The organism is Nocardia ignorata NBRC 108230 (assembly GCF_001612905.1).
In the GTDB taxonomy this organism is placed as follows: domain Bacteria; phylum Actinomycetota; class Actinomycetes; order Mycobacteriales; family Mycobacteriaceae; genus Nocardia; species Nocardia ignorata.
This window is the reverse complement of sequence record NZ_BDBI01000010.1, coordinates 64384-82656: the sequence shown is the minus strand read 5'-3', so window position 1 is coordinate 82656 and position 18273 is coordinate 64384. Positions and strand designations below refer to the sequence as shown.

Below are 18273 nucleotides of genomic sequence, written 5' to 3'. Positions count from 1 at the left end.
CGTCATAACCTCCCAGCTATGACCTCTGATTCAACGTCGACAGGTGGTTCGGGGACACGGCGCGCGCGAGCGGGCTGGGTGCTCGCTCTCGCGGCGACCGTTCTGCCCGGCTTCACCGCGACAGCCACGCCCGCCGCGGCCGACTCGAGCGGCTACCACATCTACGCACACGGTTTCCTGAGCAACGGCATCGCCGGTTTCAACGCCTCCGACACCGGCCAGCCGACCCCGGTCGCAGGCAAGCCCATGCCCGGCGCGCTGAACTGGCCGCAGACGCCGACGCCGGACGGCCGGTTCCTGTTCGTCGCCCCCGGTTCGAACCCCCAGCTGATCCCCCACGCCATCGGGCCCGACGGCGAACTCACCGCCGGGACGCCGCTGGCGATGCCCGATGTCCCGGTCGACATCATCATCTCGCCGAACAACCGCGATGCCTTCGTCGTCGTCGGTCTGCAGAACGCGCAGGTCGTGCCGGTGCGTATCGGTGCGGACGGGACGCCGACCCTCAACGGTTCGCCGGTTCCGTTCGGGCAGTCGCTCGACGGCGTCGCTTCGGGCACCATCTCGCCGGACGGCAAGCAGTTGTACGTGGCCAGCCTCCTGCCCCAGCAGCTGCTGGTGTTCGACGTCAATGCAGACGGTTCGGTGTCCCAGGCCAAGCAGCGGGCGTCGACGGGCGTGAACCCGATCTATCCGCGGATCACCCCCGACGGCAGACACGTGTACGTCATCGACGAGGTCATGGGTTCGGTCACCGGCTTCAGGCGCGCCGCCGACGGGACGCTCACCGAGATCGAGGGGTCGCCGTGGCCGACCGGCTTCTTGCCGCACGTCCCGAGCTTCACTCCCGACGGCAGCTTCCTTTACGTTCCGAACATGGGCTCGGGGCACATCAGTTCCTTCGCGGTGGCGCCGAACGGCGTGCTGACACCGCTGCCCGACGTCGCGTTCGCACCGGAGAAGCCGGGCACGTTCGCCGAATCGACGGTGATGTCACCGAGCGGTGAGGTGCTGTGGGCCCTCGGCACCGACCCGGCGCGCGGCGGCGAGGAAATTCTGCGGAGGTTCACGATCGGCGCCGACGGCGTCCTCGATCTCGACGAATCGGTCGGGGTCTACACCGGTACCTACTTCGCCAACGGCCGCACGATGTCGCTGGTTCCAGGACGCTGATCCACCTACCAAGGCCCCTCCGGTTGCGACCGGAGGGGCCTTTCGCGTGTCGACGGTATGTGCAGCATCACGACAGCTATGCAACTAAGTTGCGCAATTCAGTTGTATGGTTGGCTAATGGCTTCCGCACCCTCCACTGCCCGCGAGCTGGGTGAAGTCCTGCACCCGATCGCCCGGCGGCTGTTCACCGGTCGGACGATCTCCGGCGGCAAGCTCGGCGTGCTCGCGTATCTGTCCACCCACGGCCGTGCCACCGCGGCCACTCTTGCGACAGTCCAGACCGTCAGCCACCAGGCCATCGCCACAGCCGTGCGCGAACTCGAAGCACTCGGGCTGGTGCTGCGCACCCCCGACAGCGAAGACCGCCGTCGCGTCTGGGTCGAACTCACCGATGCGGGGCACGCCCGGCTCGTCGAGGAGCGGGCCGTCGGGCTGGACTGGCTGGCGCGCGCTCTCGCCGAACGACTCTCCGACGAGGAACGTGCGGCCCTCGACGAGGCGCTGCCCGCGTTACGGAAACTGGCTGCCGCGGGACCGGTCGAATGATCGCCGCGCGCCGATTGACCCCCGCCCTCGTCTACACGGCCCTGACCTCGGCCATCGTCAGTTCGCTCGGCATGCTGCTCGTGCCCGCGATCTCGCGTGAGATGAGCGTCGACGTGAGCGCGGCGCAGTGGATGCTCACCGTCAACCTGCTGGTCGGTGCGGTGACGACCCCGGTCATGGGCAGGCTCAGCGACGGCCCGCACAAGAAGCGGTTGTTGCTGTGGTCGCTGATCATCATCCTGATCGGGTCCGTCGTCGCGGCCGTGGCCACCGATTTCGCGGTCTTCCTGCTCGGGCGTGCGTTGCAGGGGCTCAGCTACGGGATCGTGCCTGTGACCATTGCCCTCGCCCGCCGCTACCTGCCCGCCGACGACGTGCGCAACGGCATCTCGACGCTGTCGGTGACAGTCACCACCGGCCTCGGGCTCGGTTACCCGCTCACCGGCATCTTCGCCGACGTATTCAGTTACCGGTTCGCATTCTGGGCGGCAGCCCTGTTCCTGCTCTCCACGGTGCTCGTGGTGTGGAAGGTGGTTCCCGACGGCCCGGACGAGCGGGCCCCGCGCACGCCGTTCGACCTGCGCGGTGCCCTGCTGCTCGGCGCCGGTCTCGCGGCGCTGCTGCTCGTCGCCGGTGAGGGTTCGCGGTGGGGTTGGGGTTCGCCGTGGACGCTCGGCCTACTCGTCGTGTCACTGGCGATCCTGACCGGGTGGGCGTTGGTGGAACTGCGCACCGAGCACGCACTGGTCGACCTGCGGGTGCTGCGCGCCGGCGACGCGCTCGTCGCCAACGGCACCGCGATCGGTCTCGGCGCCGCGATGTACGCCTGTCTGTCGATCGCCAGTCTGATCGCGCAGGCACCCGCCACCACCGGCTACGGCATCGCGATGCCATTGTTCTGGGCAGGCTTCGTCATGTTGCCGCTGTCGGTCGGCAGTTTCGCGGCCAATCGCGTCGTCCGGATGGTCTCGGCCCGTATCCCGATGCGCGCCTTGCTGATTCCCGGTGCGGCCCTGGTCACCGCGTCGAGCATGCTGCTGTGGCTGGCCCACGACGAACTCTGGGAGATTCTGCTCGGCATGTTCGGCTTCGGTGCGGGCATCGGCACCACCTACGCGGCGATGCCCGCACTGATCGCACGCAGTGTGGCCGACCGTGAGCTCGGCAGCGCAGTGAGCTTCAACCAGGTTCTGCGCACTGTCGGCGGTTCGTTCGGTAGTGCGATGTCCGGCGCGGTCCTCGCCGCCCATCTCGCCCCCGACGGTTACCCGAGCGGCACCGGGATCGGCATCGCCTTGGCCGTCGGCGCCGTCGGCTGCACCGCGGTGCTCACGGTTCTGCTGGTCGCCCACCTGATGACGCGCCGTGAACGACAATCTTGACCGACAACGTGATCAGCCGCGGCTGCCACCTGGCAACCGCGGCTGATCGCGGGGATGAGTTCCCCTCACGGACCTGCGTTGAAATCCGTGGCGAACTCGGTGACGATCGAGACCGTGGCGTCCTTGGTGACCGCGGTCGCGCCGCCGTCGACCGGCAGTGCGACGCCGGTGATCCAGGCCGACAGATCGCTGGCGAGGAACAGCGCCGCGCCGGCGATATCGCGGGCGCGGCCCGCGCGCCCGATCAGCGTCTCGCCGCCGATGCGGTCACCGATCCCGGTGAGGAACTCCTCTTCGCGCTCGCGGCTCACCCCGAACATGTCGGTGATGATCGAGGTGAGGACCGCGCCGGGGAGGATGGCGTTGGAGCGGATACCGGTGCCCCGGTTCTCCGTGGCCGTTTGCCGGACCAAGGCCAGCACCGCGGCCTTCGCCATCGAGTACGCGCCGCCGTTCCATCCGGCCTGCAACGCGGCGACACTGCCGGTGGTGATGATCGAGCCTGGAACGCCCTGCGCGCGGAACTGCCTGGTCGCGTATTTGTGTGCCGCGACATGGGCATGCAGGTTCAGCGCCAGCGTGCGGTCGAGTCCCTCCGGGCTGAGGTCATCGATCGGCGAAAGATCCACGGCGGCACCGGCATTGCTGAACATGACGTCGAGTCGTCCGAAGGTGTCCACTGCGGCGCCGATGGCGGACTCGACCTGCGCCGCGACGGTGACATCCGTGCGCACGAACAGTGCCGAGTCACCCAGGCGGGCGGCGGCTGCCGATCCGCGTTCCTCCTGGATGTCGGCGAGTACCACCTTCGCCCCGTGTTCGACGAAGGTTTCGGCGGTGGCCAGGCCCATCCCGCTCGCCGCGCCGGTGATGACGGCGACCTTGCCGTCCAACAGGTTCACAGCGGCCACTGCAGGTGCTTGACTTCGAAGAATTCGCGGAAGCCCTCTTCGCCGCCCTCCCTGCCGATGCCGCTGTGACCGGGTCCGCCCCATGGGGCGTCGGGACGCATACCACCGCCCCCGTTGATCGTGACGGTGCCCGAACGCAGCCGCCGGGCGAACTCGATGGCCTGCGGGGTGGGCCCCCAGACATTGGCGTTGAGGGCGTATTTGACGTCGTTGGCCATGCGGACCGCGTCGTCGAGGTCGGTGTAGGGCATGACCACACCGACGGGAGCGAACAGTTCCTCCTGGGCGATCTCGGCTTCGTTGGGGACACCGGTGACCAGGGTCGCTTCGAGGAAGAACCCGTCGTCGAGGCCTGCCGGTCGGCCACCACCGACGGGGATGTCGGCGCCCGTGTCACGCGCTCGGGCGAGGAACCCTTCCACATTGGCGCGGTGTTCACCGGTGATGAGTGGGCCGAGGACGGTGTCGGGTGCGAGCGGGTCGCCGACGGTGAGGGTGCGCAGGAAAGCGCCGGACCGCTCGACGTATTCGTCGAAGTCGGCCTGCGGCACCAGGGTTCGGGTGGTCGCTCCGCAGGCCTGGCCGCTGTTGCGGGTGAACCGCAGCGCCGAGGCGGGGACCGCGCGATCCAGGTCGGTGCCCGGCAACACGATGTTGGGTGACTTGCCGCCGAGTTCGAGAACCACCTTTTTCAGCGTCGGGGCGGCCAGGGTGAGGATCCTGCTGCCGACGGCGGGGGAGCCGGTGAAGGTGACCATGTCCACCTCGGCGGCGGTGACGACCTGCTCGGTGACGGCCGGTGGTCCGAACACCAGATTGACCGCGCCCGCGGGGAATCCGGCTTCCTCGACCAACCTGACGAACGCAGTGGTGAGCAGCACAGACTTCGGTGAGGTGACCAGCACCGTGGAACAACCGGCGGCCAGCGCGGCGCCGAGTTTGTAGGCGCTCATCATGATCGGCACGTTGTAGGCGACGATCGCGGCGACCACACCCGCGGGCTGGCGCAGCAGCAGACTGCTGGTGGTGATCGGGTCGTGATCGAGTGGCATGGGCTGTTCGTAGCCGTCGCGGGGTCCACGGATGGCGGCGTCGGCGAACCAGCGGAAGAACTTCGCGGGCAGGTCGACATGCAGGGTCGGTCCGCTGCCGATCGGGGTGCCGATCTCGGTGGCGGCGATCTGGACCAGTGATTCCCGGTTCTCCTGGAGCAGGTCGGCAAGGCGGTGCAGCAGGGCGCCACGCTCGGCCGGACCGAGACGGCTCCACTCGCCCCCGTCGAAGGCGCGTCGAGCAGCCGAGACGACCTCGGTCACCTGGGCGGGGCCGGTGGCGGGGGTGAGCGCCACCTGGAGCCCGGTCGCGGGGTTGATCGTGGCGACAGGCTCGCCGTCACCACCGCTCCAGCGACCATCGATGTAACTGGCGGCCGCGCCGATCATGGTTGTCATGCGTGAATCCTTTTCGGGTAGAGATCAATTCGAGAAGGGGACAGTCAGCCCGCCATATAGCCGCCGTCGACGACGAATTCGCCGCCGGTGGCGTAGGCGGCGCGGTCGGACAGCAGCCAGCACGCCATCTCCGCGATCTCCCGGGGCTGGGCGAGCCGGGCCGCGGGGATGCGCGCCATGATGGTGTCGCCGCTGCGGCGCTTGGCGTCCTTCATCAGGTCGGTGTCGGTGTAGCCGGGACACACCGCGTTGATCCGGATGGTCGGCGCGTACTCGAGGGCGGCGGTCTTGGTGAGCCCGATGACGCCGTGCTTGGCGGCCGAATACCCGGCGGTGGTCTTGAAGCCCGACAGCCCCGCCAGCGACGCGGTGTTCACGATCGCGCCGCCGCCCTGGGCTTCCATCTGCGCCAATTCCGCACGTAGGCAGAGCCATACGCCCTTGAGGTTCACCGCGATCGCTTGATCGAAGGCGTCCTCGTCCCACTCGCCGACGCGGCGGCCGCCCTGGCCGATCTGTCCGCCGCTGACCCCGGCGTTGTTGAACGCGCCGTCGAGGCGGCCGTATTCGGCGATGACCGCGTCGATCAGCGCGTTCACCTCGGCACCATCGGTGAGGTCGGCGGGCAGGGCCAGGACCTCGCCGCCCGCGGCGCGCACCTGCTCGGCGGTGGCTTCGAGGCGATCCTTCGACACATCGGTCAGCGCGAGCCGCGCGCCTTCCTCGGCCGCGAGCAGCGCGGTGGCCGTACCGATTCCGCCTGCGGCGCCGGTGATGAGAACGACTTTCCCGTCGAGCGACATGGGAGTCCTTTCGGAGCGAAAGATGGTGGGGGAGGGCTTATCCGACGCGGGAGGCGGGCCAGTCGTGGGCGGGCGAGCGCCACGCGGGCCAGTGGTCCTCGGGTTCGGGACGGGTCACCGACACGTGGTGGAAGCAGCGCTGGCACTTCACGACCATGCGTGGGCCGAGGAAATTGGCGACGGGGTAGCGGGCCAGCTCGGCCGCGCCGCAGGCCGGGCACGCGCCGTCGACGGGCACGCGCTCGACATACACGCGGTCGGTCTCGGGGCGGGGGAACAAGAGTCGATCGACTGACATGTCAGTGGTCCTTGTCTTCAGAGGGTCCAGGTGAGGGGAGTGGCGACCGGCACCTGCCAGCGCCCCTCGGCACGCTCGGTCGCCAGGCGCGCACGCTGTGCGGTGGTGGCGGCTTCGTCGACTTCGCCGTCGGCGAGCACGACTCCGTAACCGGCAGTGGCGAATTCGGGGCTCACGAGTCCTGCCCGCACGTCGGACGCGACCCTGTCTGCTTCGCGTTCGAGCGGGTCACCCCAGCCGCCACCGCCACCGATGACGAAACGCAGGGCGTCACCGGCTTTCAGGATCAGACCGGAGAACTTGCCCGTCTGATAGCGCGCGCCCCGGCCGAACTTGCCGTGGTTGGGGTCGGGTCTGCCGTCGGCGCCGAACATGCCGAACAGTGGCTCGATCCCGCGCAGATCGAGCGGATCGCCGTGCCGGGCCAGATCGAAATTCTCGATGTACCAGCCGAATGCGGGGGCGCCCGCGCCGCCGCCGTTGGACCCGGGGGCGCCGACGCGGATCCGGTCGGCGGTGACGGTGACCATCGTGTCGGATTCGGCGTAGATCGAATACACCGAACCGGCGCCGCCGCGGTACCGGCCCGCACCGGCGGTGTCGACGACCATCTCGTGCTGGACGACGACCAGCGGGCTCTCGATCTCGAGGTGCTCCTGAACGGAAGTGCGGCAGTTGCCGATCGGGATCACGCAGAACGAGACGCCGTCTTCTTTCCAGGTACCGCCCCAACCGCCGCCGGCGAGTGCGAACGCACCCCACGGTGTGCCCTCGTGCCCGGCGCGGGTGTCGATGCCGCCGAGACTGACGACCACCGCGGTGCCGGTGTCACAGGCGAAGGCCTCGTCGGTGGCCTGGCTCAGCGCCTGGGTCACCACATTGATGCCGCGCGCACCGATATCGGCGTGGTTGGAGCAGCTCGACGGCGGCAGCACCTGCACCACGCTGCCGGGCGGCAGGATTGTTTCGACCGGTCGCAAGGTGCCGCTGTTGACCGGAGTCGACGGGTCGACCATCAGCTTGACCGCCTCGATGCAGCGGGTGGCCTCGCACCAAGCGGTACCGCAGTTGCCCAGCGGCTGACGACCGGAACCGGAGAAGTCGATCTCCATCGAATCCCCGCGGACCTTCACGGTGACGTGTACCGGGATCGGCTCGCCACTGACACCGTCCTCGTCGAGGAAGTCCTCGGCCGTGTAGTCACCGTCGGGGATGCTCGCGATACCGCGGCGCATGCTCGCCTCGGTGGACTCGATGGCATAGCGCCCCGCCGCCCGGATCTTGTCCAGACCGCTGCGGGCGACGAGCTCCTGCAGCTGTCGTTCGCCGACGACCAGGCAGCCGTGCAGCGCGCGCAGATCGCCCAGCACCAGCTGGGGCACGCGGTTGTTCTCGAGGATGAAGTTGAAGGTCGGGCGCACCGGAACGTCGTTGGCGTACAACAGTGTCGGCGGCAGTTTGAGCTGCTCCTCGAAGTGGGTCTGGGTGCCGTTGGAGAAGCCGCCGGGGATCGCGCCGCCGAGGTCGACCAGGTGTGAGGTCGAGTGCAGCAGGAACTCCACGCGACCGTTGACGAACACCGGACGCAGCAGGTTCACATCCGACTGGTGGATGGTGCCGCGCCACGGGTCGTTGACGAAGATGACGTCACCGGGCTGCATCGTGTCGATGTCCCAGTCGTCCATCACGAAGTTCGCGATGTGCGGTGCGGTGAAGGCGTGCTGCATGCAGCCCTCCCACAGCGCGACCGTCTCCCAGCCGTCGTCGGTGCGCATGTGGATGGCGCTGGTGCAGTCGAGGATGTCACGGCAGACCGGTGAGAAGGCGCTGCGCATCAGCGAATCCAGCATTTCGCGGGCGACTTCGACGAGGCCGTAGCGCAGGATGTCGAGCTCGACGTCGACGGCGGGGCCGGGGGTTTCGATGGTGGTCATGGTTGCTCCTCAGGCCTGCGGCTCGATGATGAGATTGAGGTCGTCGTCCACGTGGGCAGCCCGGCCGGGCAGCACCAGGGTGGTCGCGAATTTCTCGGCGATCAGGGCGGGGCCGGGCACCGGCTGGTGCGGCGCGAGACGTTCGCGGACGTGGATCGGTACCTCGACGGGGTCGGTGGTTCCCGGCACGGTCAGCCGGGTGGTGCGCAAGAAGGACTCGCCCTGCTCGGGGGTGTGGTCGGCGGCGCCGAGTTCGCGTGGAATCACCGCGGTCACCTCCACAGTCGAGACGACCACGGGGATCTCCGGGGCCGCGAAACCGTAGGAGTCCTGGTAGAACTCGTGGAACCGGGGGATCAGCTCCCCGACCCGCTCGGCGGTGATCGCGACTGTCTCGATGGGCAGCCGGTTGTCCCAGGTCTGGCCGCGGTACATCGCGAACACGGCGCGCTCGAAACGCAGACGCGAGACGTCGATGCCCTGGTCCTGTAGATCAGCCCGGATGCTGTCCTGCAAAGCCGTGAACGCGTCCTCCACCGCCTCGGCACGGTCGGGTGCCAGGGGCGTCATGATGGATTGCGCGCGCGTCACCATCAGATCGCTGCGCAGCAGACCGAGCGCGGAGAACTGGCCGGGGCTGCGGGGCACGATCACCTTGTCCAGCCCGAGGATCTGACCGACCCGGTCGGCGAGCATCGGACCCGCCGACCCGGACGGTTGCAGGGCGAATTCGCGGACGTTGAGGCCGCGGTACACCGAGATGCTCCGCACCTTCGCCGCGATGTCCTGGCAGGCGATTTCGTAAGCGGCCGAAGCGAGTTCGAGCGCCGACATGTTCCACTGCTTGCCGGTCGTGCGCAGGGCCTCGACGGCGCCGTCGACATCGAGCTGGATCGCGCCGTTGGCGAACAGGTCCGGTTGCAGGATCCCGAGCGCGGTACACGCGTCGGTGAGCGTGGGTTCCACGCCGCCGCGCTGGTAGCAGACCGGACCGGGATTCGATCCCGCCGAGGCCGGGCCGACGGCGACGGTGCCGAGGGCGCTGGGCCGGATCAGGCTGCCCGCACCGGAACCGATGCTCTCGACATCGACCAGCGGCATGGTCAGGGTCAAGCCGGTCTCGAGGGTCCAGGTGTCGGTGAGCGGGGTCTTGCCGTTGCGGATCGCGGCCACGTCGGTGCTGGTGCCGCCCACATCGATGGTGAGCAGGTTCGGCGCGCCGCTCTCGTTGGCGAGTTTGACGCTGCCGCTCACCCCGCCGACCGGGCCGGAGACGAGCTGGAACACCGGTGCGCGGCCCGCGTCTGCGAAGGTCGCGACGCCGCCGTTCATCATCATGATCCACAAGGTGCCCCGGTAGTTCTGCTCGGACAGCCGGGCCATCAAACGCTCGAGGTAGCCGACGACGGCGGGGCCCACGTAGGCGTCGAGCGCCACGGTGGTGGTGCGTTCGTGTTCGCGCGTCACCGGATACAGCGCCGAGGTCTGGATGTAGGCGTCGGGCAGTTCCTCGGCGACGATCTGGGCGGTGCGCTGCTCGTGGGCGGTGTTGATGTAGGAGTTCATCAGGCACACCGCCACCGAGCGGGCGCCCTGCTCACCGAGTTCGCGCGCGGCGCGGCGTACGGCGTCCTCGTCGAGCGCGAGCAGTTCGGTGCCGTCGTAGCGCAGACGACCGGGGACACCGAAACGGGATTCGCGACGCACGATCGGGCGTTCCTGGTGCGGGCGCAACCAGGTCGGATCGTAGAAACGGTCACCGAATTCGCGGTGCATGCGCCCGATGTCGAGCAGATCGCGGTGGCCACCGGTGGCGATCAGGCCGGTGGGTGCGCCCGTGCGGCTCAGCAGCGCGTTGATGCCGACGGTGTGCCCGTGCACGATCTCGGCGACCTCGGGCACGGCGACCTCGATCGCCGCCAGCGCCGCGAGGACGCCGACTTCCTGTTCGGTGGTGGACAGCACCTTGCCGTCGCGGACCTCACCGGTGGATTGGTCGAGCCCGATGATGTCGGTGAACGTGCCACCGACGTCGATGCCGACGATCCAGTCGGCTTTCCGTTCGCTCTGTGTCATACCGCGCCTCCGTGCCGTGTGCGGCGGCTGTGCTGCCGCTCTATGTCACACGTCACTTTTCCGCCCGGCGGGCACGCCGACATCTGGCGCGGGTAGGAGTTTCGTACGACCTTCGGCCGGTTCGAGACGCATCAGGCGCGCAGCGGCCCGGACGGGTCCGAGTTCCGCAACCAGATCGACACCGCTTCCGCCCGATTGGCGGCGCCGAGCTTGCGCAGCACACGGGTGATGTGGGTCTTGACCGTGCCCTCGGAAATAGTGAGTTTGCGGGCGATGCGCGCATTGGAGTCACCCTCGGCGAGCAACCGGACGATCTGGACCTCCCGACGGGTGAGAACCTCGTCGTCGTCACGGCTCCTCGCGATCGATCGGGTGACAGTGCGGCCCGGCGTGGACCACCTCCCCAGCCCTTCGAGCTGGGCGCGGATCGCCGCCATGCCCTCCAGCATCGACACGCGCGCCAGCTGTTGGCTCACCCCCTGAGCGAAGGTGGACAGCAACAGTTGGTCGACGTCGTCGAGCACGCGCCGCTGGTGATAGCAGTCCCCGTGCACGAGGCCGACCACCTCACCGTCGACCAGCAACGGCGCGATCCCGTACGAGGAGGACTTGGTGATCGCCGCCAGCGGCCGGTTGACTCGCGGATTGTCTTGCACCTGGTGCACGAGTACAGCGCGTGCATCGACGACCGTGTCGTTCTCGACCAGCCCGTGGTCGAGAATCGGCGGGTTCTCCCGTCCGACCGCGACGATGTCGGCCGCCCACTGCGGATCGCGGACGACATGCATCGTGTGCAACCGCCACGCGCCGTCCACCGTGGAGACCAACGCACGGTCGAACCCCAGCCCGCAGGTCGCCTCCGGGATCAGGGTGAGCAGCGAATCCACGCTGGTCACCGCGCTCAGTTCCGACAGCGCGGCGTGCACCTTGCTCAGCCGCTGGGTCCGGTTCGCGAGCCGAAGCCGCGCCTGCATCGATTCCGCCGCCCTGATCCGGTCGAGCAGACCGATCAGTTCGGCCAGCCGGGTGGGCGAGGAGCCCGCGGCCTCGGTGTCGCGCAATACGCGGGTGGTGACCAGGTCCCAGAGTGCGCCGAGGCTCTCTCCACCGGGGTCGAGCTGGTGCTCTATCGGATCCCGATCGAGCACGGCATCGGCGTGCTCGGCGATCTCGGCGATGGTGGCGTTCAGTTCGGCGACACTGCACTGATTCGATGCCATGTTCGGCTCCTGTCCTCCGCCCGCATTCAATCGAGGCCGGCCCGGCCCGCGGTTTCCGACGGCAGTTCACCGAACCGTTCGCGGTACTGCTGGGCGAAGCGGCCCAGATGGAAGAAGCCCCACCGCATCGCCGCGTCGCTCACCGAAGCGGCTCGGCCGGAGGACAATTCGTCGCGCACCCGGTCCAGCCGCACCGAACGGACGTAGGCGCTCGGCGACATGCCGACCGCGTCGCGGAATGCCAATTGCAGTGCCCGGGCGGTGACCCCGGCGCGGGCGGCGAGCTCGGCAGTCGAGATGTCGGCGTCGGGGTGCGCGTGGATGTAGGCCACGGCCTCGCGTACCCGCGTGTGTCCGATGCTCGGCGCGGAACCGGTGAGGACCGGGGTGAGCTGACTCGGTGCGGTGAGCAGAATCTGGGTCATCAGCGTCGACTCGAGTTCCCGGCAGGCCAACGGCATCGTCGACACCCCGCCTTCGCGGGCCAATTCGTCGTAGACGAACCGGGTCGAGGCCAGCAGGGCGCGGCCGGCGGGGGTGTCGATGGGGAAGGTGAGGTCGAACAGGACCGGCTCGGTGTCCCGGCGACCGAGCAGCCGAGCCGCGTGGCGTTCGAACGGCACGCGGCGCAGATTGATGTGATAGTGCTCGGCGTCGGCGCTCCAGCGAATGGACACCGGGGCGTCGTGCACGAACGCCACGCCGGCCTCACCCGCGCCGAACGATCGGCGGGTGCCGTGTTGCGCCACGGTGCTCTGGCCGGCCACGGACAGATTCAGGTGATAGCACGTCTGCATCGGGGGTCCGTCGATGCGGGCATCGGTGCCGTAGGCCATCCGGCCGACGGTCAGGCTCTGCGAGCGGACCGTCTCCAGGGCGAAGTCGATCCCGTGCCGCTCGTCGAGGACGAGTTCGTGGTGGGCGAAGGCGGCGGCCACGTGATCGTGTGCGGCGGCCGGGTCTTCCGTACGAAAGGCGCTCACGCACGCCGCGGGTGCTGACGACAACGGCAGACCCTCCTTTCAGGCGTGATGGGTATCACATAATCAATATAATATACGTTCTGCGATTCCAGAGGTGCTTCGCTCGATGGACAGTGCACCTTCGCCGAGCGGATTGTGACCCAGGTCTCCCGATCCTACCGTCGTCCTCACGGCATCCCGGCCGCACATTCTTCGCCGTAGGAGGACCCAGCCATGGCTGACGCACCCACACCACTCGAGGTGGATCGCGAACCCCGCGACGGCACCTGCCCACGATGTGGCGCCGCCGAACTGCGCGCGTACCCCGTCGTCGCCGAGCAGGGCTGGGTGCAGGTGGTCAAGTGCCAGCGCTGCCTGCACTCCGTGTCGCGGGAACCCTGGCACCGCCTCGGCCCCATCCAGCTGCTCGCCGACCTCGTCTGAGCACCGAACCATTTCAGGAGACACCCATGATCGCAGTCGATGTGGGCGGCACGTTCACCGACGTCGTCGCCTGGCGCGACGGGCGGATCCACACCGCCAAGATTTCCACCGACTACGCCGAGGTCGCGGGTCCCGTCCTGCGCGGCGCGGAGGTCCTCGGCGTCGCCGACGCCGCGGTGTTCAACCACGCCAGCACGCACGGGCTCAACGCCGTGATCACCCGCCAGCTGCCCAAGATCGGCTTCCTGACCACTGAGGGCCACCGCGACATCCTCGACATGGGCCGGGTCTGGCGCCCGGCCGAAGCCATCCTCGACCCGCACTGGCGGCGCAGTTTCGGCGATGCCTCGCGGCCACTGGTGCAGCGCTACCTACGGCGCGGCATCCACGAGCGCATCACCGCTGACGGCGGTGTGCTGTTCGACCTCGACGAGGACCAGGCCAGGACCGAACTCGAGGTGCTGCGCCGATGCGAGGTCGCGGGCGTCGCGATCTGCCTGATCAACGCCTACGTCGATCCCGTGCACGAACTGCGGCTGCGTGAGCTGGTGCGTGAGGTGCTCGGCGACGTGCCGTGCTCGATTTCGAGCGAGGTGTCGCCACTGGCCAAGGAATACGCCCGCGCCTCCACCACGGTGATCGACACGCTGATGAAGATCATCTACTCCGACTACACCGCGGGTCTGGAGAAGGGCCTGAGCGAACTCGGTTTCGCCGGTCAGCTCAACTTCGCGGACTGCGCGGCGACACTGGTGCCCTCGGCCCAGGCGATGGAGCAGCCGTTCCGCATCGTCTTCTCCGGCCCTGCGGCCGGAACCGTCGCGTGCGCGCACTTCGGTGCGCTGATCGCGGAGAGCGACCTGCTGTGTGCCGACGTGGGCGGCACCTCCTGTGACATCAGCGTGGTCAGCGGTGGCGAACCGTTCGTGAACACCACCTTCGAACTCGAGCACGACCTCGTGGTCAATGCGCTGGCCAACGACATCTCCAGCATCGGCGCGGGCGGAGGCAGCATCGTGTCGATCGGTACCGCGGGCGAGATCCAGGTCGGCCCCGACAGCGCGCGGGCACAACCCGGACCGGCCTGTTACGGCCGTGGCGGCACCCAGCCGACAACGACCGACACCTGCCTGCTGATCGGGATCCTCGATGCGGACGACTTCGCGGGCGGCGAAGTGCAGCTCGACGCCGACGCGTCGCGGCGGGCCTTCGAGTCCCTCGACACCGAGCTGGATCTGGCGCACCGGGTTCGCTACGCCTACGAGATGGCGGTCAACAACATGGCCGAGGGCGTGTTCAACGTCGCCATCAAGAACGGTGTCGACCCCCGCGACTACAGCCTGGTCGCCTTCGGCGCCGCGGGCCCGATGCTGCTGCCCGCGGTACTCGACACCGTGCAGTGCAAGCAGGTGATCGTGCCGCCGAACCCCGGCCTGTTCTCCGCGGTCGGATTGCTCTCCACCGACCAGGTTTTCACCGTCGACCGCAGCGCCTACCTCATGCTCACCGGCGACACCGCCCCCGCGATCGACAAGCTGTTCACCGAGATGGAGGAACAGCTGCGGGCGCGCACCGGTGGCGGCTCGGTGCGGATGCTGCGCAGCATGGACGCGCACCTGGCCGGGCAGAGCTGGGAGACCCCGTTCGTGCCGGTGCCGAGCGGCACCATCGATGACGCCGCCGTCGCCACCATGGTGTCGGCCTTCCACGACACTTACGAGGCCCGTTCGGGCAACCGCTTCGAGATCATGCCCGTCGAAGGCGTGACGTTCCGGGTGCGCGCGATCCTCGACACCCCCAAGGTCGAATACGCCGAGCTCCCGGCCCGTTCCGTGGGCGACGGTCCACTCACCCCTCGCCGCACCGTCACGCTGCGGTACCTGGGTGACCTCGATTCGGACGGTATCGGCGCCCAGCAGGCCCACGTCTACGACCGCACGAGCCTGCGCGCAGGCGATGTGCTCGACGGACCCGCCGTGGTCGAGGAAGAACTGTCAACCACTCATATCGGCGCGGGCCAGCAGGCCACCGTCGGTATGTACGGCGAAATCGTGATCCGGAGGAAGTGACATGTCCAGTCCGACCATCCCCGCCGCCCCCCGGCTGCGCGACCTGTCCGACGCCCTGTTCCGCGAGCGCTACGGTGCCGACCGGTTCAGTGCCACCGTGATCACCAACCGGCTGCGCTACGCGGTCGAGCACATGTCCACCGGTTTCATGCGCGAGGCGTTCTCGCCGATCATCCGCGACTGGTACGACTTCGCCTGCACCATCAGCGGTCCCGCGAACAAGGGCTATCCGATGGCCGTGGTCAGCAACAGCCTGGTCGTGTTCCTCGGCACGATGGGTGACGCGGTCCGCAACGCCGTGGAGGAGTACGGGCCCGAGAACCTGCGACCCGGTGACGTGTTGATCTGCAACGACCCGTACCGAGGTGGCAGGCACGTGAACGATGTGGCGTTCACCCGCCCGGTGTTCGTCGACGGAGAGATCGTCTCCTTCGTCACCATGTGTGCGCATCAACTCGACATGGGTGGCACGGTGCCCGGCGGTTTCTCCGCGACCAAGAGCAATGTCTACGAGAACGGCCTCGTCATCCCGCCCATGCTGCTTTGGGCACAAGACGAACCGGTGCGCTCCACCTTCAGCCTGATCTTCGACAACACCCGCTGGGGCGGCATGCTGCTGCCCGACTTCAAGAGCATCTTCCAGCAGCTGAAGCTGGGGGAGCGGCTGATCCTGGAGAACATCGAAAGGTACGGTCTCGCGGCCTATCTCGGCACGTTGGACTATTCCTGCGACACCTCGGCCGAGCGCATGCGCGACGCGATCGCACTGGTACCCGACGGAGACTACGCGGGCTCGGCGCTGATCGACGCCGACGGTCTCGACGACACCGTCGACTACACGGTGCGGGTGCTCGTGCGCAAGCGCGGCGAGGACATGGAGATCGACCTGTCCGGCACCTCGCCGCAGGCCAGGACCTGCATCAACTGCGGTGTGCTCGACGCCAAAACCGCTGTGGGCGTCGCCCTCACGATGCTGCTCGACCCGAAGGTGCCGTTCACCTCCGGCACCTGGCGCAACGTCGACCTTGCGGTGCCCCCGGGCACCATCGTCTCCTCGCTGCCACCAGACGGCGGCATCATGATGTTCTGGGAAGCCTCCGGCGCTGTGGCGTCGGCGATCTTCGACGCGCTCAACCCCGTCCTCGGCAAGCACGGCGTCGGTGGTGACTACGGCTCCACCAACACCCACAACGCCTCCGGCCTGCGGGCCGACGGCACCCCGTGGACCTCGGCCACCCAGTGCGGCGGCGAACACGGACCGTGGGGCGCGACGCATGTCGGCGACGGCGACAGCTACACCGTCCTGTTCACGCTCAACAACCTCGACCCCGCGACCGAGACGATCGAACGTGAGTCCCCGGTGGTGCTGTTGCGCAAGGAACACGCCATCGACACCGGCGGCGCGGGCACCTTCCGCGGCGGGGCGGCCAATCTCAAGGACGCGCTGTGGCTCACTGCCGGCACGCACTACCTGTCACCGTTCCGCACCAAGCAGCCCTCGGGTGTCGGCGCCAACGGCGGACAGGCCGGGCCGACCGGGGCGATGTGGCTGTTCCCGCCGGGCGCGGACGGCGCGACCCCCGGCCTGCTCGGCACCGACTCGCAGGTTTATGCCGACAGCGTGCCCGTCGCCGGGGTGCTCGATCCGGAAACCAAGGCGCTGGACTCGGTCGACGGCCGCTACCACTACTTCGCCGCCGAGCAGGTGTGGTCGACCGGACCGAACACGATCCTGCGCTGCCTCACCAATGGTGGTGGCGGATGGGGCGATCCGATGCGGCGTGATCCGGAGCGGGTGCTGGCCGACGTCCGTAACGAGTACGTGAGTGTCGAGGGCGCCGCGCGCGACTACGGGGTCGTCGTCGAGGGCGACCCGCACCTCGACCCCGAGGGCCTGCGCATCGATCACGAGGCGACAGCGCGGCTGCGCGCCCGCCCCTCCGCCTGATTTTGCTCGCACGAGACAGGAGAAAACTGATGAAGGGGATCTTGTTCCCGGGAGACGGCACCACGGTGCTGAAGGACTTCCCCGAACCCGAACCGGGCTACGGCGAAGTCGTGGTGAAGATCCGCGCCTCGGGAATGTGCGGCTCCGACCTGCACTTCTACCACGGCGCTTTCGATTTCGACCACGGGGTGATCCAGGGTCACGAACCGTGCGGTGAGGTGTACGTGGTCGGCGACGGTGTCGACCCGGCCCGCTTCGCCGTCGGCGACCGGGTGATGATCCACCACTACTTCGGCTGCAACACCTGTCGCCGTTGCCGTGCGGGCTGGCCGCAGATGTGTGAGACCGCACCCGGCAAGACCATGGCGGTGCACGTCAACGGCGGCCACACCTCCTTCGCCCTGGTGCCGACGGCGGCGCTGCTGCCGATGCCGGAAGGACTGTCGTTCAAGGCAGGCGCGGCCATCGGGTGCGGCACCGGGACGGCGTGGGGTGCGATCAAGCGTGCCGGTGGCGTCGCGGACACGACCACGGTGGTCTTCGGGCAAGGGCCGGTCGGCCTTTCGGCGACGATGTTCGCGGCGTCGATGGGCGCCCGCGTGATCGCTGTCGACGTCGACAACCGCAGACTCGCCGAGAGCGAACGGTTCGGTGCCGACATCGTCGTCAACTCCCGCGAGCAGTCCGTGGCCGAGGTCGTCGCCGAACACACCGGCGGCCGTAAGGCCGACGTCGTGCTGGAGACCTCCGGCCGGGCCGGTGAGGACGCCCTGGCCGTGCTCGGCACCTTCGGCCGGGCCGTGTTCATCGGCTTGCCCGGGCACGTCGAGTTCACGACCCAGTCCGTCTACAAGAATCAGTGGACGCTGATGACGTCCTGGACCATGTCGACGATCGAACAGGCACGCTGCGCCGATTACGTTGTGGCGCACAATCTTCCGGTCGACGACCTGTATTCGCACACCTGGACCCTCGAGCAGGCGGAAGAGGCCTACCGATGGTTCGACAAGCAGGACGCGGGCAAGGGCGTCTTCCTTTTCGACTGACCCCCACGTC

General features: G+C 68.4%; 15 protein-coding genes. 7 read left to right on the top strand and 8 right to left on the bottom strand.

Annotated features, from left to right (window positions below):
* Positions 1 to 18: 18 nt before the first annotated feature.
* From NI2_RS09240 to NI2_RS09230, 3 genes are all read left to right on the top strand, one after another.
* A complete protein-coding gene (locus NI2_RS09240) occupies positions 19 to 1173 on the top strand; it encodes a lactonase family protein (RefSeq protein ID WP_084476251.1) in 1155 nt (384 codons plus the stop codon).
* A 117-nt stretch (positions 1174 to 1290) separates the two neighbouring features.
* Entirely contained in the window at positions 1291 to 1719 is a 429-nt protein-coding gene (locus NI2_RS09235) for a MarR family winged helix-turn-helix transcriptional regulator (protein WP_067488470.1), read from the top strand.
* Positions 1716 to 3101, top strand: a complete 1386-nt coding sequence (locus NI2_RS09230; RefSeq protein WP_067488468.1) for an MFS transporter — start codon at positions 1716 to 1718, stop codon at positions 3099 to 3101. The genes NI2_RS09235 and NI2_RS09230 overlap by 4 nt, the downstream gene beginning before the upstream one ends.
* Before the next feature lie 65 nt (positions 3102 to 3166).
* On the opposite strand, the gene NI2_RS09225 is transcribed toward NI2_RS09230, so the two are convergent.
* The 8 genes from NI2_RS09225 to NI2_RS09190 form a co-directional block, all read right to left on the bottom strand.
* The gene (locus NI2_RS09225) at positions 3167 to 4003 is read right to left on the bottom strand and encodes an SDR family NAD(P)-dependent oxidoreductase (RefSeq protein WP_166655782.1); all 837 of its coding nucleotides are present in this window, start codon (positions 4001 to 4003) and stop codon (positions 3167 to 3169) included.
* On the bottom strand, positions 4000 to 5463 hold the full coding sequence (locus NI2_RS09220) for an aldehyde dehydrogenase family protein (RefSeq protein WP_067488464.1): 1464 nt from the start codon (positions 5461 to 5463) through the stop codon (positions 4000 to 4002). Before NI2_RS09220 ends, NI2_RS09225 begins: the two co-directional genes overlap by 4 nt.
* A gap of 44 nt (positions 5464 to 5507) precedes the next feature.
* Entirely contained in the window at positions 5508 to 6266 is a 759-nt protein-coding gene (locus tag NI2_RS09215; RefSeq protein ID WP_067488462.1) for an SDR family NAD(P)-dependent oxidoreductase, read from the bottom strand.
* Between the two features lie 37 nt (positions 6267 to 6303).
* A complete protein-coding gene (locus NI2_RS09210) occupies positions 6304 to 6564 on the bottom strand; it encodes a hypothetical protein (RefSeq protein ID WP_067488460.1) in 261 nt (86 codons plus the stop codon).
* Positions 6565 to 6581: 17 nt separating this feature from the next.
* Positions 6582 to 8498, bottom strand: a complete 1917-nt coding sequence (locus NI2_RS09205) for a hydantoinase B/oxoprolinase family protein (RefSeq protein ID WP_067488458.1) — start codon at positions 8496 to 8498, stop codon at positions 6582 to 6584.
* 9 nt (positions 8499 to 8507) lie between these two features.
* Complete coding sequence (locus NI2_RS09200) at positions 8508 to 10574, bottom strand: hydantoinase/oxoprolinase family protein (protein WP_067488456.1); 2067 nt, start codon at positions 10572 to 10574, stop codon at positions 8508 to 8510.
* 131 nt (positions 10575 to 10705) lie between these two features.
* Positions 10706 to 11794, bottom strand: coding sequence for a helix-turn-helix transcriptional regulator (locus NI2_RS09195; RefSeq protein ID WP_067488454.1), 1089 nt, complete (start codon positions 11792 to 11794; stop codon positions 10706 to 10708).
* A gap of 26 nt (positions 11795 to 11820) precedes the next feature.
* Entirely contained in the window at positions 11821 to 12801 is a 981-nt protein-coding gene (locus tag NI2_RS09190) for an AraC family transcriptional regulator (RefSeq protein WP_243749940.1), read from the bottom strand.
* 189 nt (positions 12802 to 12990) lie between these two features.
* Between NI2_RS09190 and NI2_RS09185 the strand changes: the two genes are divergently transcribed.
* From NI2_RS09185 to NI2_RS09170, 4 genes are read left to right on the top strand one after another with little or no spacing between them, the layout of a single operon-like run.
* Positions 12991 to 13200 carry a hypothetical protein gene (locus NI2_RS09185; RefSeq protein ID WP_067488450.1) on the top strand — a complete coding sequence of 70 codons (210 nt, stop codon included), beginning with the start codon at positions 12991 to 12993 and terminating at the stop codon, positions 13198 to 13200.
* Positions 13201 to 13226: 26 nt separating this feature from the next.
* Positions 13227 to 15269, top strand: coding sequence for a hydantoinase/oxoprolinase family protein (locus NI2_RS09180; protein ID WP_067488449.1), 2043 nt, complete (start codon positions 13227 to 13229; stop codon positions 15267 to 15269).
* A 1-nt stretch (position 15270) separates the two neighbouring features.
* Complete coding sequence (locus NI2_RS09175; RefSeq protein WP_067488447.1) at positions 15271 to 17217, top strand: hydantoinase B/oxoprolinase family protein; 1947 nt, start codon at positions 15271 to 15273, stop codon at positions 17215 to 17217.
* Positions 17218 to 17246: 29 nt separating this feature from the next.
* Positions 17247 to 18263, top strand: a complete 1017-nt coding sequence (locus NI2_RS09170; protein WP_067488445.1) for a zinc-binding dehydrogenase — start codon at positions 17247 to 17249, stop codon at positions 18261 to 18263.
* The last annotated feature ends 10 nt before the right edge of the window (positions 18264 to 18273 follow it).